Annotated in this window: 20 protein-coding genes and 1 pseudogene; 8 read left to right on the top strand and 13 right to left on the bottom strand. The window is 71.6% G+C overall.

The window, feature by feature from the left end; genetic code table 11:
* Window positions 1-117 precede the first annotated feature (117 nt).
* From OG361_RS02310 to OG361_RS02320, 3 genes are all read left to right on the top strand, one after another.
* On the top strand, window positions 118-888 hold the full coding sequence (locus tag OG361_RS02310; RefSeq protein WP_405851582.1) for a hypothetical protein: 771 nt from the start codon (window positions 118-120) through the stop codon (window positions 886-888).
* 212 nt (window positions 889-1100) lie between these two features.
* Window positions 1101-1694 (top strand): TetR/AcrR family transcriptional regulator, encoded by a 594-nt coding sequence (locus OG361_RS02315; RefSeq protein ID WP_405851583.1) that lies wholly within the window; start codon window positions 1101-1103, stop codon window positions 1692-1694.
* A 122-nt stretch (window positions 1695-1816) separates the two neighbouring features.
* Window positions 1817-3889, top strand: coding sequence for a discoidin domain-containing protein (locus tag OG361_RS02320; protein WP_405851584.1), 2073 nt, complete (start codon window positions 1817-1819; stop codon window positions 3887-3889).
* A 3-nt stretch (window positions 3890-3892) separates the two neighbouring features.
* Here OG361_RS02320 and OG361_RS02325 read toward each other — a convergent pair whose 3' ends face one another.
* Window positions 3893-5242, bottom strand: coding sequence for a YncE family protein (locus OG361_RS02325; RefSeq protein ID WP_405851585.1), 1350 nt, complete (start codon window positions 5240-5242; stop codon window positions 3893-3895).
* 175 nt (window positions 5243-5417) lie between these two features.
* Here OG361_RS02325 and OG361_RS02330 point away from each other — a divergent pair, with 175 nt between their 5' ends.
* Entirely contained in the window at window positions 5418-6029 is a 612-nt protein-coding gene (locus OG361_RS02330) for a CBS domain-containing protein (RefSeq protein WP_405851586.1), read from the top strand.
* A 116-nt stretch (window positions 6030-6145) separates the two neighbouring features.
* Here OG361_RS02330 and OG361_RS02335 read toward each other — a convergent pair whose 3' ends face one another.
* Window positions 6146-6445, bottom strand: coding sequence for a DUF1876 domain-containing protein (locus OG361_RS02335; RefSeq protein ID WP_405851587.1), 300 nt, complete (start codon window positions 6443-6445; stop codon window positions 6146-6148).
* 130 nt (window positions 6446-6575) lie between these two features.
* Window positions 6576-7475, bottom strand: coding sequence for a maleylpyruvate isomerase family mycothiol-dependent enzyme (locus OG361_RS02340; RefSeq protein ID WP_405851588.1), 900 nt, complete (start codon window positions 7473-7475; stop codon window positions 6576-6578).
* Window positions 7476-7618: 143 nt separating this feature from the next.
* On the opposite strand from OG361_RS02340, the gene argG reads away from it, so the two are divergent.
* On the top strand, window positions 7619-9064 hold the full coding sequence (gene argG / locus OG361_RS02345; RefSeq protein WP_384559378.1) for an argininosuccinate synthase: 1446 nt from the start codon (window positions 7619-7621) through the stop codon (window positions 9062-9064).
* Between the two features lie 116 nt (window positions 9065-9180).
* Here the strand turns inward: argG and OG361_RS02350 are convergent, their stop codons facing one another.
* The 3 genes from OG361_RS02350 to OG361_RS02360 form a co-directional block, all read right to left on the bottom strand.
* Entirely contained in the window at window positions 9181-9573 is a 393-nt protein-coding gene (locus OG361_RS02350; RefSeq protein WP_405851589.1) for a nuclear transport factor 2 family protein, read from the bottom strand.
* A gap of 91 nt (window positions 9574-9664) precedes the next feature.
* Window positions 9665-10168, bottom strand: coding sequence for a GNAT family N-acetyltransferase (locus tag OG361_RS02355; protein WP_405851590.1), 504 nt, complete (start codon window positions 10166-10168; stop codon window positions 9665-9667).
* 130 nt (window positions 10169-10298) lie between these two features.
* Window positions 10299-11930: a helix-turn-helix domain-containing protein gene (locus tag OG361_RS02360; RefSeq protein ID WP_405851591.1), complete on the bottom strand. Its 1632-nt coding sequence runs from the start codon at window positions 11928-11930 to the stop codon at window positions 10299-10301.
* Window positions 11931-12162: 232 nt separating this feature from the next.
* Between OG361_RS02360 and OG361_RS02365 the strand changes: the two genes are divergently transcribed.
* Together OG361_RS02365 and OG361_RS02370 are read left to right on the top strand one after the other, a co-directional pair.
* Window positions 12163-12996 carry an FAD binding domain-containing protein gene (locus OG361_RS02365; RefSeq protein WP_405851592.1) on the top strand — a complete coding sequence of 278 codons (834 nt, stop codon included), beginning with the start codon at window positions 12163-12165 and terminating at the stop codon, window positions 12994-12996.
* The gene (locus OG361_RS02370; protein ID WP_405851593.1) at window positions 12993-15776 is read left to right on the top strand and encodes a molybdopterin-dependent oxidoreductase; all 2784 of its coding nucleotides are present in this window, start codon (window positions 12993-12995) and stop codon (window positions 15774-15776) included. Before OG361_RS02365 ends, OG361_RS02370 begins: the two co-directional genes overlap by 4 nt.
* Here the strand turns inward: OG361_RS02370 and OG361_RS02375 are convergent.
* The 6 genes from OG361_RS02375 to OG361_RS02400 form a co-directional block, all read right to left on the bottom strand.
* Window positions 15770-19924: a molybdopterin-dependent oxidoreductase gene (locus OG361_RS02375; protein WP_405862016.1), complete on the bottom strand. Its 4155-nt coding sequence runs from the start codon at window positions 19922-19924 to the stop codon at window positions 15770-15772. The two genes, OG361_RS02370 and OG361_RS02375, sit on opposite strands and share 7 nt — an antisense overlap.
* A gap of 487 nt (window positions 19925-20411) precedes the next feature.
* On the bottom strand, window positions 20412-20921 hold the full coding sequence (locus tag OG361_RS02380; RefSeq protein WP_405851594.1) for a DUF1269 domain-containing protein: 510 nt from the start codon (window positions 20919-20921) through the stop codon (window positions 20412-20414).
* 47 nt (window positions 20922-20968) lie between these two features.
* Window positions 20969-21610: a hypothetical protein gene (locus OG361_RS02385; RefSeq protein ID WP_405851595.1), complete on the bottom strand. Its 642-nt coding sequence runs from the start codon at window positions 21608-21610 to the stop codon at window positions 20969-20971.
* 170 nt (window positions 21611-21780) lie between these two features.
* Window positions 21781-22875 carry a chemotaxis protein gene (locus tag OG361_RS02390; RefSeq protein WP_405851596.1) on the bottom strand — a complete coding sequence of 365 codons (1095 nt, stop codon included), beginning with the start codon at window positions 22873-22875 and terminating at the stop codon, window positions 21781-21783.
* A 121-nt stretch (window positions 22876-22996) separates the two neighbouring features.
* The gene (locus tag OG361_RS02395) at window positions 22997-23485 is read right to left on the bottom strand and encodes a DUF1269 domain-containing protein (protein ID WP_405851597.1); all 489 of its coding nucleotides are present in this window, start codon (window positions 23483-23485) and stop codon (window positions 22997-22999) included.
* Window positions 23486-23840: 355 nt separating this feature from the next.
* Window positions 23841-24368 carry an SUKH-4 family immunity protein gene (locus OG361_RS02400; protein WP_405851598.1) on the bottom strand — a complete coding sequence of 176 codons (528 nt, stop codon included), beginning with the start codon at window positions 24366-24368 and terminating at the stop codon, window positions 23841-23843.
* 514 nt (window positions 24369-24882) lie between these two features.
* Between OG361_RS02400 and OG361_RS02405 the strand changes: the two genes are divergently transcribed.
* Window positions 24883-25323 carry a VOC family protein gene (locus OG361_RS02405; RefSeq protein ID WP_405851599.1) on the top strand — a complete coding sequence of 147 codons (441 nt, stop codon included), beginning with the start codon at window positions 24883-24885 and terminating at the stop codon, window positions 25321-25323.
* A gap of 15 nt (window positions 25324-25338) precedes the next feature.
* Here OG361_RS02405 and OG361_RS02410 read toward each other — a convergent pair.
* Window positions 25339-25548: pseudogene (locus tag OG361_RS02410) on the bottom strand (hypothetical protein); the annotation flags it as partial.
* Window positions 25549-25779: the final 231 nt, after the last annotated feature.

The following is a 25779-nucleotide window of genomic DNA, read 5'->3' on the forward strand; positions in this document are numbered from 1 at the left end:
CCTCGCCCCTTCTCTTTGCCGCGAGTCCGGTTGACCGCAACCGCGGCGCGGGGTGGCGCGTCTTCGCCCCTGCCGGCCGGCGGACGGGCGGCGGGAGCGCGCAAGGGGGAAGCTGCGATGAAGAGGACCAGTAGTCGGACGGCCCAGGGAACATGGCTGATCGCCGCCCTCGCACTGGCGGCCGGGGCGGTGGGGTGCCAGGACTCGGATGGCACCGGTACGGGGTCGGGGGCCCGGCCCGGGACGCCTGCCGCTTCCTCGAAGACGCCCGGTGGCACTCCCGGCGAGGGCGACGGGAGCGGCAAGGACGGAGGCAAGGGGAAGGGAAAGGAATCGGCCAAGCCGTCCCCGGACGCCTCGAAGAAGCCGAGCCCCTCGAAGAAGCCGGACGGCGACGGTTCGTCGAGCGCGCTCAGCTGCGACCGGCTGCGGAACGCCGAGTTGCAGAACTCGGCGTTCCGTCATCCTGACGCCCCGGAGGGGACGATCGCCTTCACGGACGGCCGCTGGGAGGGGGACGGCGTCGTGATCGAGCTGCAGCCGCAGTGCGGCATCGGGGACGTGACCGGGGACCGCGCCGCGGACGCCGTGGCGGCCGTCAAGGTCACCACCGGCGGCACGGGCCGCTTCTTCGGCCTCGTCACCTGGCGCAACGACGCCGGGACGCCCGTACCCGCCGCCGCGGCCTCGCTCGGCGACCGTACGCCGGTGGTCTCGATCGACATCCCCTCGTCGTCGCCGCGACGGGCGACCGTCGTCTACCTCACCCGGGGTGGCGACGATCCGGCGGCCGTGGTGACGATCCGGCGGACCGCCGTCTACCGGGTGGTGGAGCCCGCCATGACCGAAGTCAGCCACAGCGACACCCCGCACACCCCCACTTACTGACGCGGCGCACCTCCACGTGACCGGTCCCGCCGCCCGTCGCGGGACCGGCCCGCTCCGGCCCGGCCCGCCCTGCCCCGGTCGGCCCGGCCCAGGTCGCGGGACCGCCCCGGCCCGGCCGAGGTCGCGGGACCGGCCCGCCCCGGCGGAAAGTGCCCTCCGTTACGCGGTTCGGGCCTCGCGCCTTACCCTGTCGCCGGACGCGAGGAGGAACCATGGCGCGGATGCCGTCGGCCGAACGACGCACGCAGCTGGTCGAGGCGGCGATCAGGGCGATGACCAGGGACGGTGTCGCGCGGACGACCACCCGGTCGATCTGCGCCGAGGCGGGCGTCTCGCTGAGCGTGTTCCACTACTGCTTCGACTCGAAGCAGGCGCTGCTCGAAGCCGCGATCGAGACGATCACCGGCAACTACGTCTCCCGGGTGATGTCGGCGGTCGAGCCGAGGGCCACGCTGCGCGAGACCGTCAGGGCCGCGCTGCAGACGTACTGGGACCACGTCACGGCCCATCCCGGCGAGCACATGCTGACGTACGACCTCACCCAGTACGCCCTGCGCGAGCCGGGGTTCGAGCATCTCGCGCGTGCGCAGTACGAGCAGTACGTGGTGTCCGCGACCGCCCTGATCGAGCAGGTGCGGGTGGTGCGCGGGGTGGAACCGCGGGTGCCGGTGGAGGTGCTCGCGCGGTATCTGGCGGCGGCGATCGACGGCCTCACCCTTCAGTACCTGGTCCTCGGCGACCGGCAAGTGGCGGACCGTCAGCTCGATATGACGGCGGATCAGATGGTTCTTCTGATCGGGGGGTGACGGTTCGTCATTCGATGTCGTTCGCCAACAGGTCATTTGTCCCGGACTCTTGACTCACTGGCTCGACACCGCGATCCTCGGGGCGCCCGGCACACCCCCACCGACCGGAGGCATCGCCGAACATGACTCGACCCTCACAACGGAGGACCGGCGGCAGGTCCGCCTTCCTCGCCCTGTTCCTCGCCCTCGCCGCGCTCCTCTTCGGCTCCGGCCCGGTCCCCGCGGCCGCCGCCGGCGCCGCGAGCGGGTCGTGGTGGGAGCCCACCTCCCGACCGGCTCCGGACTCCGGCATCAACGTCACGGGCGCGCCGTTCACCGGGACCGACGCCCAGGGGAAGGTGCGCGGCTTCGTCGACGCGCACAACCACCTCATGTCCAACGAGGGCTTCGGCGGCCGGCTGATCTGCGGCAGGACGTTCTCCACGGCAGGCGCCGCCGACGCGCTCAAGGACTGTCCCGAGCACTACCCCGACGGCTCGGGCGCGCTGTTCGAGAACATCACCGGCGGCGCCGACGGGCACCACGACCCGGTCGGCTGGCCCTCGTTCAAGGACTGGCCGGCCCACAACTCCCTGACGCACCAGCAGAACTACTACGCCTGGGTCGAGCGCGCCTGGCGCGGCGGGCAGCGCGTGCTCGTCAACGACCTGGTGACCAACGGCCTGATCTGCTCGATCCTGCCGCGGGACCGCGGCTGCGACGAGATGGAGTCGATCCGTCTCCAGGCCCGCAAGACGTACGAGCTGCAGGAGTACGTCGACGGGATGTACGGCGGCCCCGGAAAGGGCTGGTTCCGGATCGTCACCAGCGCCGCCCAGGCCCGCTCGGTGGTCGAGCAGGGGAAGCTCGCGGTCGTCCTCGGGGTCGAGACCTCGGAGCCGTTCGGCTGCAAGCAGATCCTCGACATCGCCCAGTGCGACAAGGCGGACATCGACCGCGGGCTCGACGAGCTGTACGGGCTCGGGGTGCGCAGCATGTTCCTGTGCCACAAGTTCGACAACGCCCTGTGCGGGGTGCGTTTCGACCAGGGGGCCATCGGAACGGCCGTCAACATCGGCCAGTTCCTGTCGACCGGGACCTTCTGGACCACGGAGCGGTGCGCGGGTCCGCAGCGGGACAACCCGATCGGGCTCGCCGCGGCGCCCGTGATGGCCTCGAAGCTGCCGGCCGGGGTGAGCGTGCCCTCGTACGCCTCGGACGCCAAGTGCAACACACGGGGTCTCAGCAGGCTGGGCGAGTACGCGCTGCGGGGCATGATGGACCGCGGCATGATGCTGGAGCTCGACCACATGAGCGTCAAGGCCGCCGGCCGGGCGCTCGACATCCTGGAGTCCGAGGAGTACCCGGGCGTCCTCTCCACCCACAGCTGGATGGACCTCGACTGGACCGAGCGGCTGTACCGTCTGGGCGGTTTCGTCGCCCAGTACATGCACGGCGCGGAGGGCTTCATCGGCGAGGCGGGGCAGAAGGCGGAGCTCCGGCAGAAGTACCGGGTCGGCCTCGGCTACGGCACGGACATGAACGGGGTCGGCGGCTGGCCGGGCCCGGTCGGCGCCGACGCCCCGAACGCGGTGAAGTACCCCTTCCGCAGCTTCGACGGCGGCTCGGTGATCGACCGTCAGGTGACCGGCGAGCGCACGTGGGACCTCAACACCGACGGCGCCGCGCACAACGGACTCGTACCGGACTGGATCGAGCAGATCCGGCTCAGCGGCGGTCAGGGAGTCGTGAACGAGCTGGCCGGCGGCGCGGAGTCGTACCTGACCACGTGGAGGGCGACCGAGAAGCACGAGCCGGGCGTCAACCTCGCCTCGGGCGCGGCGACTTCGGCGAGCTCCTCGGAGTGGAACCCGTTCACGAGCTACGCGCCGGGCCGCGCCGTCGACGGCGACGTGGGCACGCGCTGGGCCAGCAACTGGTCGGACGACCAGTGGTGGCGGGTGGACCTCGGGTCCGTACGCCCGGTGGGCAGGGTCACCCTGGACTGGGAGCGCGCGTACGCCCGGGAGTATCGGATCGAGGTGTCGGAGAACGGCACGGAGTGGCGGACGGCGTGGGAGACGGCGGCCGGTGACGGCGGCTACGACACGGCGGAGTTCCCGTCACAGGCCGCACGGTACGTACGGATCCAGGGGGTGCGGCGCGCGACCCAGTGGGGCTACTCGCTCCACGAGGTCGCGGTCCATCGCAGCTGAGGCTCAACTCCCCGCGGGGCCCGTCCAGTCGGCGGGCACGCGGGCGAGCCGGATGCGCTGGGGGTGGTCACCGACGTCCACGGTGGCCACCCGCCGGCCGGTGGCGAAGTCGATCGCCGTGACGCGGTCGGCGCCGCTCTCGGAGACGACACAGGACCGGCCGTCGCCGCTGACGGTCGCCCAGTAGGGCTTCGACACCTCGACGAGCGGGCCCTCCTGGAGGGTGGCGCGGTCGACGACGGTGGCGTAGTCGTCCATCGTGCCGGCGACGCAGAGCTTGGCGCCGTCCGGGCTCATCGAAAGGCCGTGGTGGCGGGAGTCGTTGACCCAGGTCGTGCGGTCGGGGTCGGTCGCCGGGCTGCCGGGGAGGTACTTGGCCCGGGTGATCCGGTCGGCTTCGATGTCGTACTCCAGGAACCCGGTGAGGAACGAGACCTGGAAGTAGAGCTTCTTCTCGTCCGGGGTGAAGGCGACCGGCCGGACGGCGTCGGAGAGGTCGGCGCGGCCGAAGGCGTCGAGACGGGTGCGCATGTCGATCACCCGGACGGTCTCGAAGGTGCGCGCGTCGACGACGGTGATGCGGCGGTCACCCTTGGTCCAGTCGAGCCAGGGGGCGTCGAGGGCGGTGGTGACCTCTCCGATGGACATGTTCCACAGGAGGCCGTCGGAGGTGAAGACGTTCTCGTGCGGCTTGTCGCCCGTCTTGAAGGAGCCCACTTGACGGCCGGTGACGATGTCGAGGACATGGACCGTGTTCGCCGTGGAGGCGGAGACCGCGACCCGGGTTCCGTCGGGCGAGACGGCCATGTGGTCGGAGCGGTAACCGGCCACCGGGAAGCGCCAGTTGATGCGGCCGGTGCGCAGGTCGATGGAGACGACGTCGGCGAAGCTGGGACGGGAGACGACCATGGCGGAGCCGTCGGGGGTCGAGTACATGTCGTCGACGAACTGGTCGTGCCCCTCGCCCGGCCCGCTGCGCACGCCGAGGAAGAAGGCGAGCTTGACGGGGTTCAGGTAGATCTCCCGGAGCCGCTCCTCCCGGTCGGGGACGACGTTCACCCTCCCGATGCGGCGGAAGTCGCCCCGGGACTCGATGACGTCGGCCGTGCCGTCCCAGTTGTTGCCGACGAACATCACCTCGCGCAGCCCGGCGGGGGTGACGGAAGCGCCCGTCACCCGGGCGGCCGCACCGGGGGCGGCCGTGTCCACGGCGGCGGTGTCCGCGGCGGCGGTGTCCGCGGCGGCCGTGCCGGGGACCGCCACTCCGGTGCCGCCGGTCGCGGCGAGAAGGGCGAGGGCGAGCGCGAGGGTGCCGCCGAGACGGCGGTGGCGGTGCGTGCGAGGGGAGGGCATGAGGGGTCCTTCTTCCTTCTCGGAACCGCGACTTACCCGAAAGTAACCATGTACATGTCAAGCCTGCAAGCCCTCGTCGCACCCGGCTCCACACCCGGCTCCCCACCCCCTCACACCAGGACTACGTCCGGTGCGGGACCATGGAGTCCGGAACGCAGAAGGGACGGAACGGACGATGAGGCACCGCAGTGTCGCGGACCTGATGACGCCGACCGCGGTCGCGGTGCAGCGCGGGACCTCGTTCAAGGAGATCGCGCGGCTCCTCGACGAGTACGGCATCACCGCGGTCCCGGTCGTCGACGACGACAACCGCCCCGTGGGCGTGGTCTCCGAGGCGGACCTGCTGAGGCGCCACACCGCGAAGGACGGCCCCAGCACGGCCGAGGCGATGATGTCCAGCCCGGTCGTGACGGCCCGCCCCTCGTGGACGGCGGTCGAGGCCGCCCGCCTGATGGAGCGACACCGCGTCAAGCGGCTGCCGGTGGTGGACGCGGAGGGCCGGCTCATCGGGGTGCTGAGCCGGAGCGACCTCCTTCAGCTGTTCCTGCGGCGCGACCGCTCGATCCAGGAGGAGATCCGGGAGGACGTGGTCGTCCGCATCCTGCGCCTCTCCCCCGCCGCCGTGCACATCGACGTCGACGAGGGGCTGGTGACGCTCAGCGGCACGCTGGAGCGCCGGGGACTCGGACCGATACTGGTCCGGCTGTGCGAGACGGTGGACGGGGTGGTCGAGGTCGTCGACCGGCTGACGTACGAGGACGGCGACGAGGGGTCGTCGACCGGCTGACGTACCAGGACGGCGACGAGGTCCCGTAGTCGAGGCCCCGTAGCGGGCACGCCCCGCCCCACGACGGACGCAGGGCCCCACGTCCGAGGTCCGTCACGGGGTGGGCGCCGGGGCGGTCAGGAGACCGCCTCCGGCCAGCCGTAGCCGGGACCGGTGTGCTGGGGCACGGTCCCCGCGCCCACCGCCTCCATCTCCCGGTTGGCCTCCCGCATGAGCTTGCCGGCCAGGTCCTTCATCGCCCGGCTCGCGGCGAGCTCGTCGCCGATCGCCGGAACGTCCACGTCCGACGGGTTGCAGCGGGCGGAGCCGTGGCCCGTGATGGTCGAGGTTCCGGTGGTCAGCCGGGCCTCGGCCTCCGTCCTGCCGCTCTCCTCGACCAGTTCCAGGCCGACCTTCCACTCCACAGTGCGTGTCATGGTCTGCCTCCTCGCACGTCGCCGCCGGGTCCGTCCGCCCGGTTCTCCGCGACGGCCGTTCGCCCGGTTACCTCCAGCATCCATCCGCTCGCGCCTCCGCGCGCGGGGGACGGCCCGGCGGCGCCCGGCCTCAGGGCGCGCGGAAGAGGCGGGGGAAGCGGGGCGCGAGCCAGGGCTTGCGGCCCCAGCCGAGCGCCTTGCCCCGGGCGATCACGGGCCACGGGTCGAGCCGGCCCAGACCGAGCAGGAGGAAGGCGACGGGCTCCGTGAGGATCGTGCAGTCCGGCCGGGCGGGCGGTTCGGGGGCGGCCAGGACCACTCCGCCCGTGACGGTGACGCCGAAGGCCGGGCCGCCCCGGAGCCGTATCGCGAACCGCGCGGTCAGCCCGGCGACGGCGGCCGGATCGGTCACCCTCGGCATCGCCGCGATCATGAACGGGAGGGTGAGCTCCACCCGGCGGGCGTCGAGCATGTGGGGACGGCCGAGGGCGAGGGCCAGGTCGTAGCCGTGGCCGAGCATATGGGTCAGCAGGTACGAGCCGAGGACGGCCGGGCCCATCGGGCCGAGCGGGGTGGAGAGGGTCTCGGCCGGATCGCGCCGCTCGACGGAGGCCAGGAAGGCGGCGGCGTGCTCCGTGATCATCCCTGCGAGGGGGCCGGGGTCGCGCTCGTCGAACGCGGCGAGGGCCCGTTCGTTGGCCTCGGCCAGGCTGCCGGGCGTGCCGCCGCCGTAGGGCCGCTCGCGACCGGCGGCGAGGTCGGCCATCAGGACGTTCGCCTGGGCCAGGTGCGCGGCGGCCTCGCCGACCGTCCAGGTGGAGCGGGGAACCGGCAGGCCACCACGGTGCCCGGCGGCGCTCCCCGCACTCCCGGCACTCCCAGCGATCCCCGCACCCCCAGCACTCCGGGCACTCCCCGCACTCCCGGCGCTGCCGCCCCGTGGTGTGCGCAGGACCTCCGCTATGTCCTCGGCGGTCCCGCGTATCGCCTCCGCGAGCCCCTCAGGAAGCACTCCGACTGTGCGCCGCACCCTCTCCGCCCCTCCCCGAATGCCGGTACACCTCGTGCGGAGCGCCGGCCGATGAGGGACCGTACCAGGGGTAAGGGCAAGCGGCAGCGATCTCCGGGACAGCCCACGTTGCATGACCATGCAGGATGATGCATACTCTTCCCATGTCTAAGGTCCTCACCTCCCTTCCCGCCGGCGAGCGCGTCGGCATCGCCTTCTCGGGCGGACTCGACACCTCGGTCGCGGTCGCGTGGATGCGCGACAAGGGCGCAGTCCCGTGCACCTACACGGCCGACATCGGCCAGTACGACGAGCCCGACATCGCCTCGGTGCCCGGCCGCGCCAAGACCTACGGTGCCGAGATCGCCCGCCTGGTCGACTGCCGCGCCGCCCTGGTCGAGGAAGGCCTGGCCGCGCTCACCTGCGGAGCGTTCCACATCCGCTCGGGCGGGCGTGCCTACTTCAACACCACGCCGCTCGGCCGCGCCGTCACCGGCACCCTGCTGGTCCGGGCGATGCTCGAGGACGACGTACAGATCTGGGGCGACGGCTCGACCTTCAAGGGCAACGACATCGAGCGGTTCTACCGGTACGGCCTGCTGGCCAACCCGCACCTGCGGATCTACAAGCCGTGGCTGGACGCCGACTTCGTGACCGAGCTCGGCGGCCGCAAGGAAATGTCGGAGTGGCTCCTCGCCCACGACCTGCCCTACCGCGACAGCGCGGAGAAGGCGTACTCCACCGACGCCAACATCTGGGGCGCCACCCACGAGGCGAAGACCCTGGAGCACCTGAACACCGGCGTGGAGACCGTGGAGCCGATCATGGGCGTCCGGTTCTGGGACCCCTCGGTCGAGATCGCCACCGAGGACGTGACGATCGGCTTCGACCAGGGCCGCCCGGTGACGATCAACGGCAAGGAGTTCTCCTCCCCCGTAGACCTGGTGATGGAGGCCAACGCCATCGGCGGCCGCCACGGCATGGGCATGTCGGACCAGATCGAGAACCGGATCATCGAGGCCAAGAGCCGCGGGATCTACGAGGCGCCCGGCATGGCCCTGCTGCACGCGGCCTACGAGCGGCTCGTCAACGCGATCCACAACGAGGACACCCTCGCCCAGTACCACAACGAGGGCCGGCGTCTCGGTCGGCTGATGTACGAGGGCCGGTGGCTGGACCCGCAGGCGCTGATGGTCCGCGAGTCGCTCCAGCGCTGGGTCGGCGCGGCCGTCACCGGCGAGGTGACCCTGCGGCTGCGGCGCGGCGAGGACTACTCGATCCTCGACACCACGGGCCCGGCGTTCAGCTACCACCCCGACAAGCTCTCCATGGAGCGCACCGAGGACTCGGCCTTCGGCCCGGTGGACCGGATCGGCCAGCTCACCATGCGGAACCTCGACATCGCCGACTCCCGCGCCAAGCTGGAGCAGTACGCGAGCATCGGCCTGATCGGCACCTCCAACCCGGCGATCGGCGCTGCCCAGGCGGCCGCGACCGGTCTCATCGGGACGATGCCGGAGGGCGGAGCCGAGGCGATCGCCTCCCGCGGCGAGGTCTCCGAAGACGAGGAGATGCTGGACCGCGCGGCGATGGAGTTCGGCACGGACTGACCGTGCGCCCCTTCGGGGCCAGGCCTTTCGGGGCCCGGCACCCCGGGGGCACGACTCAATGGAAGGGCCGGACCGGCGCACAGTGCGCGGGTCCGGCCCTTCCGTCGTCGCTCGCCTCAGGCGCCCGCCGCCTCCCGGGCGATCCGGTCGAACTGCGCGCCCATGGCCTCGGCGAGCGCCTGCGCGGCGGACAGCGGGCGGACCATGACGGTGAGGTCATCGATCTTCCCCTCCTCGTCGAGATGGAGGAAGTCGCAGCCCTGGAGCCGCTTGCCGTCGACCGTGGCGGTGAAGACGAGGGCGTGGTCGCGGCCGTCGGGGTTCGCGATCTCCCGTACGTAGGTGAAGTCCTCGCAGACGCGCATGACGCCGCGGAGGATCGCCGCGGTCATCGCCTTGCCCGGGTACGGCTTGAAGGCCACCGGGCTGGTGAAGACGACGTCGTCCGCGAGCAGCGCCTCCAGGGCGCCCGGATCACGGTTCTCGACCGCCTTGCGGAAGGGGTACATGAACCCTCACTCACGTACTCAATTATTTGAATAGGTGAGTCGGAGGGTACGTCTCGGCCGCACGGCTGTCCAGGCGATCGGGCTCCCCGCGTCACGGCAACGAGCGGGTGAGCCAGACCACTTCACCGTTGTCTTCCATGGAGACGTGATCCCGCTCGAACCCGAGCTTCTCAAGGACGCGGAGCGACGGTGTGTTCCACGTGCCGACGGTCGACCAGAGGCGTTTCCGCCCGGTCGCGACAGCGGCATCGAGCACCGCAGCGGCCGCCTCGGTGGCGTAGCCACGCCCATGCGCGTGCTGGAACAGCTCATACGCGATTTCCGGCTCCTCCAGAGTGGCGCGGCCGATGATCAACCCGCAATAGCCGATGAAGTCACCTTCGTCACGGCGCTGGATGGGCAACAGGGCGATCCCCGTAGTCGCCGTCGCGGCGAGCAGCTCCGCGATGGACGTCCGGATGTGCTCAACCGTGGGGGTCCCCTTGCCGCGTTCGGAGAGGAGGGCGCAGAACTCGGCGGCGTCCGACTCGGCCCACGGCCGCAGTATCAGGCGCTCGGTCTCAAGGTGGAACGACATCGTCTCGTACGTAGACATGCCCTTACTCTGCCCCACGGGTCGCCACGAACTACAGCTGGAGTACTGGAAGTCGAGTTCGGCGCGGACGGTCTTCCCGACGGGCGCGTGGCACCGGACGGTACGCGGTGCCGGACGGTACGCGGTGCCGTCAGCGGCAGAGCAGCGCGGCGCGCAGGTCCAGCCTGTGGTCGAGGCGGGACAGGTCCCGTCCCGTCAGGACCTCGACGCGCGCGATGCGGTAGTGGACCGTGTTGACGTGGAGGTGCAGGACCTTGGCGGTCCTGGCCCACGATCCGTCGTGCGCGAGGAACGCCTCAAGGGTTTCCAGGAGCACGGCGTTCGAGGCCCGCTCGACCGGCAGGAGCGCCCTCAGGACCCGGTGACTGAACACCTCCTTCACATCCCCCGGGACGCCCGCCAGCAGGGCCTCCAGGTTGGCGAGGTCCCCGACGGCGAGCACACGGGCGCCCCGTGGCGCCGCGGCCGGGGCGGCCGCTCGCGCGTAGCGGGCCTGGGTGACGGCCGCGGCCAGCCCGGCCGCCGTCGCGACGGGGCCGCTGACTCCGGCGTACAGCGCGGTGTCCGGGCGGCAGGCCTGCACCAGCGGCCACACCTGCCGCAGCTCGGCCTGGAACTCTTCGCCGGTGGGGAAGACCGCGCCGGTGGGGAGGGCGGCGCCGGGGTGCGGTTCCCCTTCGGCCCGGATGCCGACCACCGCGATCGCCTCGCCGTCCGAGCGCTCCCCGACGGCGAACCCGGCCGTACGGACGTGACTCAGCGCCTCGGCGAGGGCGTCCCGGCAGCCGGGGCGATCGCGATGCTCCGAACGGTCGGAACGCTCGGGGCGCTCCGGGCGCTCCGGGCGCTCATCGATCGCTGCCGGTGCCGCCACGACGACGACGTAAGGCCCCTCGTCGGGCAGACCGCAGGAGCGCAGAACGCCCTCCACGTCGTTCGCCTCCGGGCCGAAGGCGCCGATCAGGTCGACGAGTTCCTGGCCGGCCCGGCGTCGCGCGGACTCCCGACGGTCGTGGTGGCTGCGGTACCGGGCGACGACCTCGGCTATCTCGTGGAGCGCGCGCGGCGGTGCCTCGACCGCGCCCGGCACATGAAGGTGCCAGGCGTCGAAGGAGGTGCCGTCCGCGTCGACGCGGAGGGTCGTACCGTGCGCGCCGCGCAGGCTCTCCGCGGCCCGTCGGGCGGGGAGCGGCGGCGCGGAGGCCGTACGGGCCACCGTGCGTCCGCTGCTGGTCAGGAGGTAGCAGGGCGGCGAGCCGAGGTGGGCGAAGGCCCTGTCCAGCAACTCGGCCGCGGAGGCGCCCCGTTCGGAGAGCCGCCCTAGTTCGGCCCGTACGTTCTCCGGCAGGGCGTACAGGTGGGAGGGGCGACGGCTGAGGTCTCCCCACTGGCGGAGGTACACGGCCTCGGTGATGGCGCGGAAGGTGGTGCGGGAGGGGACGGAGAGCAGGGCGATCCGGTGGGCGCGACAGGCGTCGACGAGCTCTTCGGGGACCGCGCCGTGGGTCTCCTCGCCGGCGAGGAGCGCGGCGGCGCCGCCGGCGCGCAGCGCGGAGACGAAGCGCTCCGTCCTGGCCGGGCCGTCGTCCGGGGTCCACCACACGAGTCCGCTGAGGACGATCTCACCGGGCTGGAGGAAGCGCGTGGGGTCTTCCAGATCGGTGGCGGTCACTCCGCTGATCTCCTGGCCGAGCAGCGACTCGTCTCCCCAGACGAGGCCGAGGTCGAGGTCGTCGAGCTGGAGGAGATGGTGGACGTGCATGCGGTGGCTCCTTGCGCGGCTGCGGGAGGACCCGCACCTCACATTCACGAGGCGAATGCGAGTTGGCTCATCGTAGATGCCCAGGTCATCGCGGGAAATGCTCCTTGGTTGTTCATCCAGGACACAGGTCACCGGAGTGGTGGTTTTCCGTGGGGTGAACCAGTCGTTTTCGGCCTCACGCCGGGCTTCACTGGCGTGGAAGCAGCGGTCGAGGGACGCGGGGAGACGAGACATGGATCTGAACACGGTGACGGACGTGCGCGACGCGCGGCTTCGTGAACCCTGGCGGCCGGGTGACGCCTGGCTGGGCGGGGGAACGTACCTCTTCTCCGAGCCCCAGCCGCACCTGCGCCGCCTGGTGGATCTCAGCCGCATGGGGTGGGAGCCGCTGGGGCTGGGCGAGGACGGATCGCTGGAGATCGCGGCGACCTGCACCGTCGCCCGGCTGTCCCGCTTCGGGCGGGGCTTCGGGGCCGGCGCGGCGCCGCTGTTCGAGCAGTGCTGCCGGGCCTTCCTCGCCTCGTTCAAGATCTGGAACATGGCGACCGTGGGCGGGAACCTGTGCAACGCGCTGCCGGCCGGTCCGATGATCTCGCTGAGCGCCGCGCTCGACGGGGAGTGTCTGCTCCAGTCACAGGCGGGGGTGCTGCGCCGCGTGAAGGTCGTCGACTTCATCACGGGGGCGGGCCGCAAGGACCTCGGCGAGGGCGAACTGCTGCGGTCGGTCACCCTGCCCGCCCGGGCCCTCGGCTGCCGTACGGCCTTCCGCCAGGCGTCGTTGTACGGCCTCGGCCGCTCGGGAGCGCTGGTCGTCGGGACGCTCGATCCGGTGGACGGCTCGATGGCGGTGACGATCACCGCGGCGACCGTACGGCCGTTCCGGTTCTGGTTCCCGCTGCCTCCGGACCGGGACGAGCTGCGAAGGGCCGTCGAGGCGGCCGTCGGCGCGGACGACTGGTTCGACGACATCCACGGACTGCCCGCGTGGCGACGGCACATGGGCCTCCGCCTCGCCGAGGAGGTCCGCCACGAACTGACCACCCTCTCCCAGGACGGTGCCCGATGACCTTCCGCGTCCGGATCAACGACACGAGCTTCGACGCCGCACCGCGGGCCGGCCAGTGTCTGCGCACCTATCTGCGCGAGCGCGGCTGGTTCGGCGTGAAGAAGGGCTGCGACGCGGGCGACTGCGGTGCCTGCACCGTCCACGTGGACGGAGAACCCGTCCACAGCTGCGTCTATCCGGCGGTCCGCGCGGAGGGCAGGAGCGTGACGACCGTCGAGGGGCTCGCCTCCCCCGGCGGCGAACTCCATCCCGTCCAGCAGAGGTTCCTCGACGCCCAGGGGTTCCAGTGCGGCTTCTGCACCGCCGGGTTCCTGATGACGACCGCGGCGCTCGAAGCCGAGCGGGGCACGGCACACGACGACGGCAAGCTGGACGACCTGCCCCGCGCCTTCAAGGGGAACATCTGTCGCTGCACCGGATACCGCGCGATCGAGGACGCCGTGCGCGGCGTGCGGCACACCGAACGCCCCTGCGCGGGAAAGGCGGTGGGGAAGAACCTCGGCGCGCCGGCCGGCCCGCAGGTCGTGACGGGCACCGCCCGCTACACCTTCGACGTGGAGATCCCCGGTCTCCTCCACATGAAACTGCTGCGCTCCCCGCACCCGCACGCCCGGATCGTCGCCGTCGACACCTCCGCCGCCCTGCGCGTACCCGGTGTCCACGCCGTCCTCACCCACGAGGACGCCCCCGCCACGCTCTACTCCTCCGCCCGCCACGAGCACCCCACGGAGGACCCCGACGACACGCGTGTCCTGGACAGCGTCGTCCGGTACGTGGGGCAGCGCGTCGCCGCCGTCGTGGCCGACAGCGAAGAGGCGGCGGAGGAGGGCTGCCGGCGGGTGGAGGTGACGTACGAGCTCCTCCCCCACGTCACCGACCCGGAGGAGGCCATGCGGCCCGGGGCGCCCGTCGTCCACGCGGGCAAGGGCCCCGAGGTCAGGATCGCCTGCGTCGAGAACAACGTGGCCGGTGAGGTGCACGGCGAGATCGGCGACGTCGAGGCCGGGTTCGCCGAGGCGGACGTCGTGTACGAGGAGACCTTCCGCACCCAGCGCGTCCAGCACGCCAGCCTGGAGACCCACGGCTGCGTCGCGTCCTTCGAGCCCAAGGAGGACGGCACCGGGGAACGGCTCACGGTCCGCTCGTCCACGCAGACCCCGTTCCTGACGCGGCGCGCGCTCTGCGCCCTCTTCGGCCTGCCCGAGGACGAGGTGCGGGTCGTGGCGGGCCGGGTGGGCGGCGGTTTCGGCGGCAAGCAGGAGATGCTGACCGAGGACATCGTGACACTGGTGGCGCTGAAGCTGCGACGGCCGGTGAAGCTGGAGTACACCCGGGCGGAGCAGTTCCACGGAGCGACCACGCGCCACCCCTTCACCATCGGCATCAAGGTCGGTGCCCGCGCCGACGGCACGCTGACCGCCGTACGGATGCGGGTCGTGTCGAACACGGGCGCGTACGGCAATCACGGCCCGGCCGTCATGTTCCACAGCGTGGGCGAGTCCTTCGCCGTCTACCGCGCCCCGCACAAGAAGGTCGACGCGTACTCCGTCTACACGAACGTCGTCCCGGCGGGCGCCTTCCGGGGGTACGGACTCGGCCAGGTGACCTTCGCCGTCGAGTCGGTGATGGACGAACTGGCCCGCCGGCTCGGCATGGACCCGCTGGTCTTCCGGGAGAAGAACATCATCGGGCCCGGCGAGCACATGCTCAGCCCCATCGGCGAGGAGGAGGACCTGCACATCGCCTCCTACGGGCTGGACCAGTGCCTCGCGGTCGTGCGCCGGGCGATCGCCGAGGACGACAGCGCCGAGCGGGCACCGGAGGGCTGGCTGGTCGGGCAGGGGACGGGGATGGCGATGATCGCGACCGGTCCGCCCGGCGGGCACTACGCCGACGCCCGCGTCTCCCTCCTCGCCGACGGGACGTACGACATCGCGGTCGGGACGGCGGAGTTCGGCAACGGCACCACCACCGTCCACCAGCAGATCACCGCCGGCGCGCTCAACACCACCGAGGACCGCCTCACGGTCCGGCAGTCCGACACGGACGTCGTCCGCCACGACACGGGCGCCTTCGGCTCCGCGGGCACGGTCGTCGCGGGCAAGGCCGTCCTGCTCGCCGCCACCTCGCTCGCCGAACGGCTGCGTACCCTCGCCGCCCGGCACACCGGCGTCGCCCGGCACCTGTGCGTCCTCGGCGCGGAGTCCGTCGACTGCGCCGGCCGCGTCGTGACGCTGAAGGAGCTCCACGAGACGGCCCTGGCCCGGGGCGAGGCCGACGAGCTGGCCGCCGACGGCCACTGGGGCGGCTCGCCCCGCTCGGTCGCCTTCAACGCCCAGTGGTTCCGGGTCGCCGTCGACCCCGGAACCGGTGAGGTGCGCATCCTGCGCAGCGTCCACGCCGCCGACGCGGGCAGGGTCATGAACCCGATGCAGTGCCGCGGCCAGGTCGAGGGCGGAGTCGCCCAGGCGCTCGGCGCGACGCTCTTCGAGAACGTCCGGGTGGACGGGCGCGGCGAGGTCACCACGGCCGCCTTCCGCCGCTACCGTCTCCCCCAGTACGCCGACGTCCCACGCACCGAGGTCCACTTCACGGAGACCAGCGACGCGATCGGCCCCCTCGGCGCCAAGTCGATGAGCGAGAGCCCCTTCAACCCGGTCGCGCCCGCCTTCGCGAACGCCCTGCGGGACGCCACGGGCATCCGCTTCACCGAACTGCCCGTCACCCGCGACCGCGTCTGGCTCGCCCTCGACCGGCGGGCCCGCGCCGCCGGTCAGTAGACGTCGCGGACGTACCGCTTGTCGGCGGCGAGCTGTTTGACGTACAGCGTCGCCGCCGCCTCGTCGAGGCCGCCGTGCGTGACGGCGATGTCGCGCAGCGCCCGGTCGACGTCCTTCGCCATCCGCGCGGCGTCGCCGCAGACGTAGAAGTGCGCGCCGTCCAGGAGCCAGGACCACAGCTGGGGCCCGCGCTCGCGCATCCGGTCCTGGACGTAGACCTTGGCGCGCTGGTCGCGCGAGAAGGCGGTGTCGAGGCGGGTGAGGGTGCCGTCGGCGAGGAAGCCGGTCAGTTCGTCCTCGTAGAGGAAGTCCGTGGCACGGTGCTGTTCCCCGAAGAAGAGCCAGTTGGGGCCCCGGTGGCCGCGGGCCCTGCGCTCCTCCAGGAAGCCGATGAAGGGTGCCACTCCCGTCCCCGGGCCGACCATCACCATCGGCGTCCCGGCGTTCGCCGGGGGCCGGAAGTGGCGGGAGCGCTGGACGAAGACCGGCACGTCGGCGTCGGGCTCCGCGTCGGCGAGGAAGGGTGAGCAGACTCCCTTGCGGGGTCGGCCGTGGAGGTTCTCGTAGCGGACGACGGAGACCGTCAGGGACACCTGGTGGGGGTCGGTGAGGGGGCTGGAGGAGATCGAGTACAGGCGGGGCTGGAGGCGCTTGAGGACGGTCGCCCATTCCTGGGCGGTGGCGCGGACCGGGTGCTCGGTGAGGACGTCGACGGCCTGGCGGCCCCAGGACCAGCGGGCGAGCTCGCCCTTGTTGTCGGGGCGCAGCAGCTTCTTGAGGTCGCGGCCGGGGGTGCGTTCGTTGACGAAGCCGAGCAGTGCGGGGGTGAGTCCGGTGATGTCCAGGTGCCGGTGCAGGGCGTCGGCGAGACGCACCTCGCCGAGGCCGGCGATCTCGACGGCGGCGGACGGGTCGGCTCCGGTGACGGCCAGCCATTCGGTCACGAGGTCGGGACAGTTGACGGGGTGGACGCCGAGGGCGTCGCCGGCCTCGTAGACGAGCGGTGTCGCGCTGTCCCGGGTGTCGAAGGTGAACCTGCGGATCTCCTTGCCCGCCCCGGGAAGGCTGAGCAGCCGGTTTCCGATCAGCCGTCCGGTGGCGGGGGCGGGCTTCGGCGTACGGACCCGCGCGGCGGGCGGGGCGGGGGAGGCGGTCGGGGCGAGGGCCGTGGTCGGGTCGGGGGCCGGGCCGCGGGTCGAGGTGGAGGTCGCGCCCGTCTCCGGTCGTCCGGTGAGAGTGAGACGGTCGAGGACCTGATCCAGCCAGGCCTCGGCCGACGGCTCGAAGTCCGGTTCGCAGTCCGTGCGCGGAGCCAGGCGTACGGCCCCGAGCTCGTCGAGGCGCTGGTCCAGGCGGCGTCCGTGCCCGCAGAAGTCCCCGTACGAGGAGTCGCCGAGGGCGAGGACCGCGTACCGCCGGCCCTCCAGGCGCGGGGTGTCGGCGGCCGTCAGGGCGTCCCAGAACCCGGAGCCGTTGTCGGGGGCGTCCCCGTCGCCGAACGTGCTGCTGATCAGCAGCAGGTCCGCGCCGGGCGGCAGGGAGCCCGGGTCCGTGTCGTCCATGCCGACGAGCGCGGCGCGGTGTCCCGCCGCCACGAGCCGCTCGGCGGCGGACGCGGCGAACTCCTCGGCGTTGCCGGTCTGGGAGGCCCACAGCACGACGACCTCGCGGCCCGGGGTGGCGGCGGGCCCCACGGCCGCGGCGGCGGTCTCCGGGGCCCGGGAGTACATCCCGGCGAGGACCCCGTTCACCCACCGGGCGTGCTCCTCGCTGAACGGCGCGGCGGCCGGCAGCACGGGCACCCCGGGGGCGCCCGACGCCAGTCCGGCGAGGAATCCGACGAGGTACTGGCGTTCGTGCTCGGCGAGCACCGGTGGGGGTGCGTCCACCAGTCCGAAGGCAGCCGCGGCGCCCGCGCCCGGCCGGACGTCGGTCGGTACGAGAGCGGTCGGTACGAGGGCGGTGGGTGCGAGAGCGGTGGGTGCGAGAGCGGTGGGTGCGAAAGCGGTCGTCTCCTCCGCAGTGGCGGACCCGGGTACCGACCCGGGCGCCTGGACGAAGGCGACCGGCGTCGCGACCTTCGCCAGCGTCACCGCGCACACCTTGAACTCGGGCTGGAAGGAGAGGGGGTCCACGGCGTCGCTGGTCACGGCGTTGACGCTGAGGTACTCGCCGAACAGGTCGTTCCAGTGGAACGGCGCGAAACAGCAGCCCGGGCGCACCCGGTCGGTGACGACGGCGGGCAGCACGGCCCGGCCCCGCCGGGAGGCGACCTCCACCGAGTCGCCCTCGCCGATGCCCAGCCGCTCCGCGTCGTCGGGGTGAAGCTCCACGAAGGGGGCCGGGTTGAGCTTGTTGAGCTTGGGGACCCTGCCGGTCTTGGTGAGGGTGTGCCACTGGTGCTGGAGCCGGCCTGTGTTGAGGACGAACGGATAGTCGTCGTCGGGCATCTCGGCCGCGGGGATGTGCGGGCGGGCGAAGAAGACGGCACGGCCGCTCGCCGTCGGGAAGACGGGACCGCCGTCCTCCCCCACGTACCGGACGGGGTTGCGGTCGGGGCCGTCGACGGCCGCGGCGGGCCACTGGACGGGCGTGGAGCGCAGCCGCTCGTAGGTGACGCCCCGCAGGTCGTAACCGGTCCTCGGGTTCGCGGCCCGCTTGATCTCCTCGAAGACCTCCTCGGCGCTGTCGTACGAGAAGGCCTCCTCGTACCCCATCTCGCAGGCGATGCGCGCGATGATCCGCCAGTCGGCGAGCGCCTCCCCGGGCGGGTCCACGGCGGGCCGGGCGAGGGTGAGGTTGCGTTCACTGTTGATCAGTACGCCCTCGGTCTCGGTCCAGAGGGCGCCGGGGAGGACGACGTCGGCGTAGGCGTTGGTCTCGGTGTCGGCGAACACGTCCTGGGTGATGACGAGCTCGGCCTTCTCCAGGGCCTCGATGACGGTCCTGCGGTTGGCGACCGAGGCGACGGGGTTGGTACAGATGATCCAGCAGGCCTTGATCTCGCCGTCCGCCATGCGCCGGAACATCTCGACGGTGCCCTTGCCGGATCCGTCCGCGCGTACGGTGCCGGGTTCCAGCCCCCAGAGGTCCTCGACGAAGGTGCGGTCCTCGTCCACGAGCACGGAGCGCTGTCCGGGGAGCCCGGGACCCATGTAGCCCATCTCGCGGCCGCCCATGGCGTTGGGCTGGCCGGTGAGGGAGAAGGGGCCGCTGCCGGGGCGGCAGATCGCGCCGGTCGCCAGGTGGAGGTTGATCAGGGCGTTGGTGTTCCAGGTGCCGTGGGTGGACTGGTTGAGCCCCATGGTCCAGCAGCTCGTCCACTCCCCCGCCTCGCCGATCCACTCCGCCGCCCGCCGGATGTCCTCCTCCGGTATCCCGGTGATGCCGGCGACCGTCTCCGGCGGGTAGTCCGCGAGGAAGGCCGGCATCGCGTCCCAGCCCTCGGTGCGCTCCGCGATGAAGCGGGCGTCCGTGTGGCCGTTCTCCACGAGCAGGTGGAGCAGGCCGTTGAGGAGGGCCAGGTCGGTTCCCGGCGCGATCTGCAGGAAGAGGTCGGCCTTGTCGGCGGTGGCGCTGCGCCGCGGGTCGACGACGATCAGTTTCGCGCCCGCCTTCACGCGCTCCATGAGCCGGAGGAAGAGGATGGGGTGGCAGTCGGCCATGTTGGAGCCGATGACGAGGAAGACGTCCGCCCGATCGAGGTCGTCGTAGGAACCGGGCGGGCCGTCCGCGCCGAGGGAGAGCTTGTAGCCGGTGCCGGCGCTGGCCATGCACAGCCGCGAGTTGGACTCGATCTGGTTGGTGCGCACATAGCCCTTGGCCAGCTTGTTCGCGAGGTACTGGGCCTCCAGGCTCATCTGCCCGGACACGTAGAACGCGAGGGCGTCGGCCCCGTGCTCGTCGATGACGGCCCGCAGCCGCCGGGCCGTGCCGGTGATCGCCTCGTCCGTGCGGGTGGGTACGGGCTCGGCCCCGCGCTCGGGCCGCACCAGGGCGGTGGTCAGTCGGCCCGGCGCGGAGAGCATGTCGGCGGTCGTCGCGCCCTTGGTACAGAGCCGGCCGGAGTTCGCGGGGTGGGCCTTGTCCCCCGTGGCCTTGAGGACCTCGCGTCGGCCGTCGGGGCCGGACGCGATGTCGAGGAGCATGCCGCAGCCCACACCGCAGTAGGAGCAGACCGTCCGCACCTGGGCGATGGCGGGGGACGAGTCCTGTGGGGGCACCGGGTGGCCTCTCTGTCGATCGAGCGTGCCCCGACGGTACGAAACGCCCATTACACCGGTGTGACCTCGGCCGATCATGAGCGGTAACGCTCGTCACACACCCACGGGGCCGACGCTGTGAGAACGGGAGCGGCCGGGGGTCGGGGGCGGGTCCGGGAGCGAGGCCGGGGGCGGGGGCCGGTGGCGGAAGCCGGGGCCGGGGGCCAGGGGCGGAAGCCGGGGCCGGGGAGCGCGGCCGAGCACGTGATCTTCGCCGGCGTGCCGCTGTTTCACCGCCGGCGCTCGCCCGCCCGCTGATCCGCGACGCGGTCTCATTCCGAGCGTCGACGTGTAGACGTATATACGTCCGCGGACCGCAGCCCCCCTCGCTGGAGCAGGGAGGGGGGCTGCGGTCCGCGGACGCGTCAGTGGTTCACGCCGCCGTCTCGGCGGCGCCGGGACCGGCGAGCTGCTCCGCGAGCTCGCGCTCGCTCTCCTCCGGGAGGGAGGTCTTGAGCACCGTTCCCCCGAAGGGTTCCATCACCGTGGCGAACCGGTCCTCGGTGATCTTCGAGGCCATGACGACGACGGCCGCCGAGCCGGGCTCCAGCAGCTCCTGGACCTTCTTCCGGAACCTGCCGTCGACGCCCATCTGGTTCAGCTTGCCGATGAGACCCCCGAGGGCCGCGCCCACCACGCCGATGCCCGGGGTGAGGATGAGCATGCCGAAGACCATGCCCCAGAGAGCGCCGGCCGTGGCCGAGAGGGCGACCTCCTCGCTCCTCGCGGGGGTGTCCACATGGGTCTCGCCCTCCTCGTCCACCGAGACGACAGCCAGTCCGTTGAGGTCGAGGACGTGGTCGTCACGGAGCTGCTGGACCGCCTTGAAGGCCTTCTTCGCGACCGCGTGGTCGTCGTAGCCGATGACGATGAGTTCGGACATGCGATTCTCCTCCGGTGCGGCCCCCTTGACGCCGAGGACCGTGGACGTCAGTACCTCTGTGCCTTGGTGAGCCTCGGTGTCAGGACCGGCTCGGCGGGCTGCCGACTGATGACCAGGGGCTGTACGCGCTCACCCGGCGCGAGGTCCTCGGCGCCGACGAACTGGGTCTCGACGACCTTGCCCGACGGGTCGAGGAAGTCGACCTGGGCCGCGTAGGACGCCGTCTCGCTCGTCTCGTTGGTGATGGTCACGACGACGGTGAGCAGACCGTCCGTGTCGGCACGGGGCTTGCCGGTCATCCCGACCTCGTTCCGGGCGTTCCCTCCGCCCTCGACGTCCTCCAGCGCGTCCTCGGCCGCCCGGCGGGAGCGTTCGACCTCGGCTCCGATCGACGCCTTGCGCGACGCCTCCCGCGCGGAGGCCGAGGCGGCCGCGGACGACGCCTCCGCACGCGCGGACTCGATCACCGATTCCCCCGCCGAGGCGACGGAGGAGGGCAGCTCCCCCGAGAAGGCGGCGGTGTCGGGGGCCGTGGGTCGTTCGCTGAACGTCGGAGCGCCGGTGTCGTCCCCGTCTGAGCCGCAGGACACGAGAGTGGCGGCGCCGAGCGCGGTGACGACGACGGCGAGGGCGGCGCCCGCCGCCCGGGCGCGGACCGGTCGTCTCGGGCGGGATGATGCGGTGTTCACGCTGGGTTCCTCGTTCCTCCGGAGCGTGCGGTGCGGTACGTGCGGTGCGGTACGTGCGGTGCGGTGCATGCGCGGTGCGGTACGTGCGCGGTGCGGTACGTGCGCGGTGCGGTACGTGCGCGGTGCGGTACGTGCGCGGTGCGGTACGTGCGCGGTGCGTGCAGTCGTGGTCAGTAGCGCAGCACGGCGGCGATGCGGGCGGTTTCGACCAGGGCGTCGTCCCGTACGAACCTCACCTCGGCGCCCGTCTCCAGGGCCCGCTCGACGATCTCGTCCACGATGTCGTCCCGCGTGTCGGGGTCCGAGGCGGCGGCGGGTTCCAGGTGGTCGCCGCGGTCGCGTACGACGTCGCGGTAGTGGTCCTCGACGGCCAGGAGACGGATCCGGCCGTCCTTCGCGGCCCGCCACACCTCGTCGAGACCGGCCGCGAACTCGCGCCGCCCCTGCGCCGTGTCCAGCTCCGCGGCCACGGTGGTGGCCACGGCCTCCTCCCGCGCGCTCCGCACCGGTTCGACGGCCCGGTGCACCGCGTCGGCCGGGCCGTCCGCGAGCCCACCGCGCTGCACGGTCATCGTGCCGTGGTCCAGTCGGCCGGTCTCCTCCAGCGCCGAGAGGGCCGGCGCCTCACCGATCACGTACAGCGGACGCGGCTCGGAGGCGAGGACGGTGCGCAGCGCCTGGTGGGCCTCGCGGAGGAAGGTGCGGGTGTCCTCGTCCCGGAAGGTGCTCGGAAGGTCGCCGACGCGTTCCTTGCGTTCCGCGTCGCGGTCCTCGAGGCTCCGTGTCAGCGGGAAGCCGTCGCCCGTGAACTCGACGGCCCGCTCCGGCCCGCCGCTCCAGAGCGACACCCGGTCCGCCGCGACGGCCAGCGCCCAGTAGGGCTGTTCGGCGGCCTGGGCGGCGACGAGGTTGCGCGTGAGGAAGGTGTCGGCGAGGACCACCCGCTCCGGGACCGTCCGGCCCACGGTCCAGACGTGGTGCTCGCCCTGCGCCGCGTAGATGACCAGCCCGTCCTCCACATGGGCGAGGTCGATCTCGCCGACGGCCCGCTCCAGCTGGTCGAGCACGTCCGCACGGCGCTCCCGGGGCACGTCCGGGTCGCTCTGGAGTGCCTTCTCCGCACTGGCCAGGAGGTTGCGCAGCCGTACGGGGTCCTGGGCGTTGTCCGGCTCGCGACGGTGGGTGGGCATCACGAGCGACACGGCCGGATAGGGGCGGGGCCGGCGCAGCTTGGCGAGCACGTCGGTGCTCAGAACGGGGTGCATGAGGGGTGCCTTTCGTAGGGTGTTCCGAGAGCCGTACGAGAGCCGTACGGAGCGGCGCGACCGGCGGCGACGGCGGGCGGCGGGCGCGGGATGACGGTCGGCGACGGGTGGCGACGGGTGACTACTGGGCGCCGGTGAGCTGCTCGGCCAGTTCCTTCTCGTCCGCGTCGCTGAGCGAGGTCTTCAGGACGGTGCCGCCGTGCGGCCGCATCGCCGCGGTGAACTTGTCGTCCGTGATCTTCGAGGCCATGACCACGACGGCCGCCGAGCCCGGCTTCAACAGGTCCCGCACCTGCTCGCGGAACTGCTCGTCGACGCCGGACTTGCTGAGCCTGCCGACCAGGCCGCCCACGGCCGCGCCCGTCACGAGGCCGACTCCGGGCAGCAGGAACAGGATCCCGAAGATGGCGCCCCAGAGGGCTCCGGAGGCGGCGGAGACCCCGACGATCCGGCTGGTCGTATCGACATGGGTCCTGCCGTCGTCGTCGACGGAGACGACCGCGAGACCGTTCAGGTGGACGACGTAGTCGCGCTGCAGGTCCTGCACGGTGGCGAACGCCGCGTCCGCCACGCCCCGGTCGTCGTAGCCGATGACGATCAGTTCGGACATCCCTACCTCCAGAAGTTCCACCGCGCCTGTCCGGGGCGGACTCGACGCCGCACGGGACGCACCGATGCCCACCCGTCGACATCCTTGTCCGTAATGCACCTGTTCGCGAGTCGGTGGAGCGGCCGCGACGCATACGGGCGACGAGCGGCATGAGCTGATCCGGTGAGCCGTCACCGTTCGGGATCAGCGGGGTTCCGCGACATCCGACGCGGTCGCACACGGTGGATCCGAAGCCGCCGAAGGCCATCCCCCGGCTTCGTCCGCCAGCGGCTTTGCCGCGTTCCGGCGGCGTCTGGCCGAGACCGAGGGGTCCAGCATGTGGAGTGCCACGCCATCGCAGCTGACGGCCTGCCAGTCAGGTGGTCCAGTTGGATTCCAGAACATCGTCGGCGATGCGTGACCACTGCGAGTCCTCGTCACCGAACGGGATGGGGTCGAATCGGTTGATGTGATTCTTGAAACGCGATTCCAGGAAGTCGAGATCGTCCGCCCCTTCGCAGGAGGCTGCGAATTCTTCGAACGCCACGACGGTGTATACGAGGGATTCCACGTCACGGTTCAATTGCTCGTAGTCTTCGAGGGGGCTGCCTTCGGGGAAGGCGTACACTTTTCCATCCGTCGGATCCAGGGCGATGATCACGTTCTGGAACCAACCGATCTCAAGCCATGTGTCGCATTCCTTCGGGAGCCCTCCGTCTCCTTCGGAGAACCTTGCCGAGAGGTTGACGGGATCACCTTCGGTGCGGGACATGAACTGTTCACTGTGCGGCAGTCCGACTGCGCCGAGGAAGGCAGCTGTCTTCTCGTGGAGTGGAGGAAGGTGGCTGTAGCGGGGGAAGAGGTTGATGCCCGTGATGCCGAATCGGCTGATGAGCTCGGGCATGGTCACTGCAAATGCCATTGCTGCCTTACCTGGAGGGAAATGTTTGTCCAGCCACCTGTCGCAGCTCGGAGTCTTCCGGCATGACTCTCGCTCGGTGAAGACATCCGTAAGTCCGGATTGCTTGCCGTTATGCATGATCGGGTATCCGATCGAGCGCTCGGAATGGGCCCCTTTGGGGTTTTCGCTGTAGCCGATGAGAATACTTTCTCCGCAGCCGTCGGGGTCGATGTCGCGGCCTGCAGCGCAGTTGCTTCCGCTGTAGCCTTCGCGACTGTATCGGGCTAAAAAGCGGGGATGGCACGCTGCGACTGATCGTCTTCATGGGAGCGGCCACCTGCGCCGCACTCACCCTCGGTGGTGGCGCCTGGCTCGCGGGTCTTCTGTAGCGGCGCTGAGGCGCGATCCAGATTCTTCGGAGTTCGGCGGTCTGAGGATGTCGAGAACGTGCCACCGGCTCCGTCCCAGGGACATCGGCGGCCACCACCGGCCGCACGAGGAAGAAGGAGAAACCGGCATGGCGATTCAGCGGATGGACAACGTCGGCATCGTCGTCGAGGACATGGATGCCGCCATCGCGTTCTTCGTGGAACTCGGTATGGAGCTGGAGGGCAGGGCGGAGGTCGAGGGCCTCTTCGCCGACCAGTGCACGGGACTCGACGGCGTCCACTGTGACATCGCGATGGTCCGGACCCCGGACGGCCACAGCCGGCTCGAGCTGGCGAAGTACCGCAGCCCCGCGGTGATCAGCGCCGGGCCGCGCAACCGGCCGCACAACATTCTGGGCACGCACCGCGTCATGTTCGCCGTCGACGACATCGAGGACACTGTTGCCCGCCTACGCCCTCACGGCGCCGAACTCGTCGGCGAGATCGCCCGGTTCGAGGACAGCTATCTGCTCTGCTACCTCCGCGGCCCGGAGGGCATCATCGTCGGACTGGCCGAGCAACTGCGCTGAGAAGGAGAAACCGAACCGGGTCACCTCGGAGGTGACGAGGGACAGCCGGTCGACCATCCCGTTGAAGACACTGAAGATCTGACCCATCAGCCCGTCCGCCGCGTCGGGCAGCCGGGCCCCGAAGTCCCCGTACCACACGGCGGTGAGGCCGACCAGGAGCTGCCGCAGCTCGGACTCCCCCACCTCGGCCGGTCCCGACCGCGGCACGATCGAGAGGCCCTCGATCGTCGTCTCAGGCCCGCCTCATGGCCACCCCTTCGCCCTGAGCGCGACGCCCGCCGCCCGGGCCGGCCCGCTCCTTCCGCGCACCTGACCCGCACGACCTGGACGCGGCCCCAGCCGAAGGACGCGACGGGCACAGACGGTGCGGCCGGTGGCGTACGCCGTGGTCGACGCGCACCGTGAGCCCCCGCCCCGTTCGCTTACAGGGCCGGGGGCTCGTCGGCCTCGTTCCGG

It is taken from the genome of Streptomyces sp. NBC_00090 (genome assembly GCF_045160815.1).
Classification (GTDB): Bacteria; Actinomycetota; Actinomycetes; order Streptomycetales; family Streptomycetaceae; genus Streptomyces.

Bases quoted from the DNA above. Each gene is read 5' to 3' on its own strand.
- OG361_RS02370 (WP_405851593.1), top strand. From the start codon at position 12,993: ATGACCTTCCGCGTCCGGATCAACGACACGAGCTTCGACGCCGCACCG.
- OG361_RS02390 (WP_405851596.1), bottom strand. From the start codon at position 22,875: ATGCACCCCGTTCTGAGCACCGACGTGCTCGCCAAGCTGCGCCGGCCC.
- OG361_RS02380 (WP_405851594.1), bottom strand. From the start codon at position 20,921: ATGTCCGAACTCATCGTCATCGGCTACGACGACCACGCGGTCGCGAAG.
- OG361_RS02320 (WP_405851584.1), top strand. From the start codon at position 1,817: ATGACTCGACCCTCACAACGGAGGACCGGCGGCAGGTCCGCCTTCCTC.
- OG361_RS02360 (WP_405851591.1), bottom strand. From the start codon at position 11,930: ATGCACGTCCACCATCTCCTCCAGCTCGACGACCTCGACCTCGGCCTC.
- OG361_RS02405 (WP_405851599.1), top strand. From the start codon at position 24,883: ATGGCGATTCAGCGGATGGACAACGTCGGCATCGTCGTCGAGGACATG.
- OG361_RS02330 (WP_405851586.1), top strand. From the start codon at position 5,418: ATGAGGCACCGCAGTGTCGCGGACCTGATGACGCCGACCGCGGTCGCG.
- OG361_RS02310 (WP_405851582.1), top strand. From the start codon at position 118: ATGAAGAGGACCAGTAGTCGGACGGCCCAGGGAACATGGCTGATCGCC.
- OG361_RS02365 (WP_405851592.1), top strand. From the start codon at position 12,163: ATGGATCTGAACACGGTGACGGACGTGCGCGACGCGCGGCTTCGTGAA.
- OG361_RS02355 (WP_405851590.1), bottom strand. From the start codon at position 10,168: ATGTCTACGTACGAGACGATGTCGTTCCACCTTGAGACCGAGCGCCTG.
- OG361_RS02335 (WP_405851587.1), bottom strand. From the start codon at position 6,445: ATGACACGCACTGTGGAGTGGAAGGTCGGCCTGGAACTGGTCGAGGAG.
- OG361_RS02400 (WP_405851598.1), bottom strand. From the start codon at position 24,368: ATGCCCGAGCTCATCAGCCGATTCGGCATCACGGGCATCAACCTCTTC.
- OG361_RS02375 (WP_405862016.1), bottom strand. From the start codon at position 19,924: ATGCTCCTCGACATCGCGTCCGGCCCCGACGGCCGACGCGAGGTCCTC.
- OG361_RS02350 (WP_405851589.1), bottom strand. From the start codon at position 9,573: ATGTACCCCTTCCGCAAGGCGGTCGAGAACCGTGATCCGGGCGCCCTG.
- OG361_RS02315 (WP_405851583.1), top strand. From the start codon at position 1,101: ATGGCGCGGATGCCGTCGGCCGAACGACGCACGCAGCTGGTCGAGGCG.
- argG (WP_384559378.1), top strand. From the start codon at position 7,619: ATGTCTAAGGTCCTCACCTCCCTTCCCGCCGGCGAGCGCGTCGGCATC.
- OG361_RS02395 (WP_405851597.1), bottom strand. From the start codon at position 23,485: ATGTCCGAACTGATCGTCATCGGCTACGACGACCGGGGCGTGGCGGAC.
- OG361_RS02325 (WP_405851585.1), bottom strand. From the start codon at position 5,242: ATGCCCTCCCCTCGCACGCACCGCCACCGCCGTCTCGGCGGCACCCTC.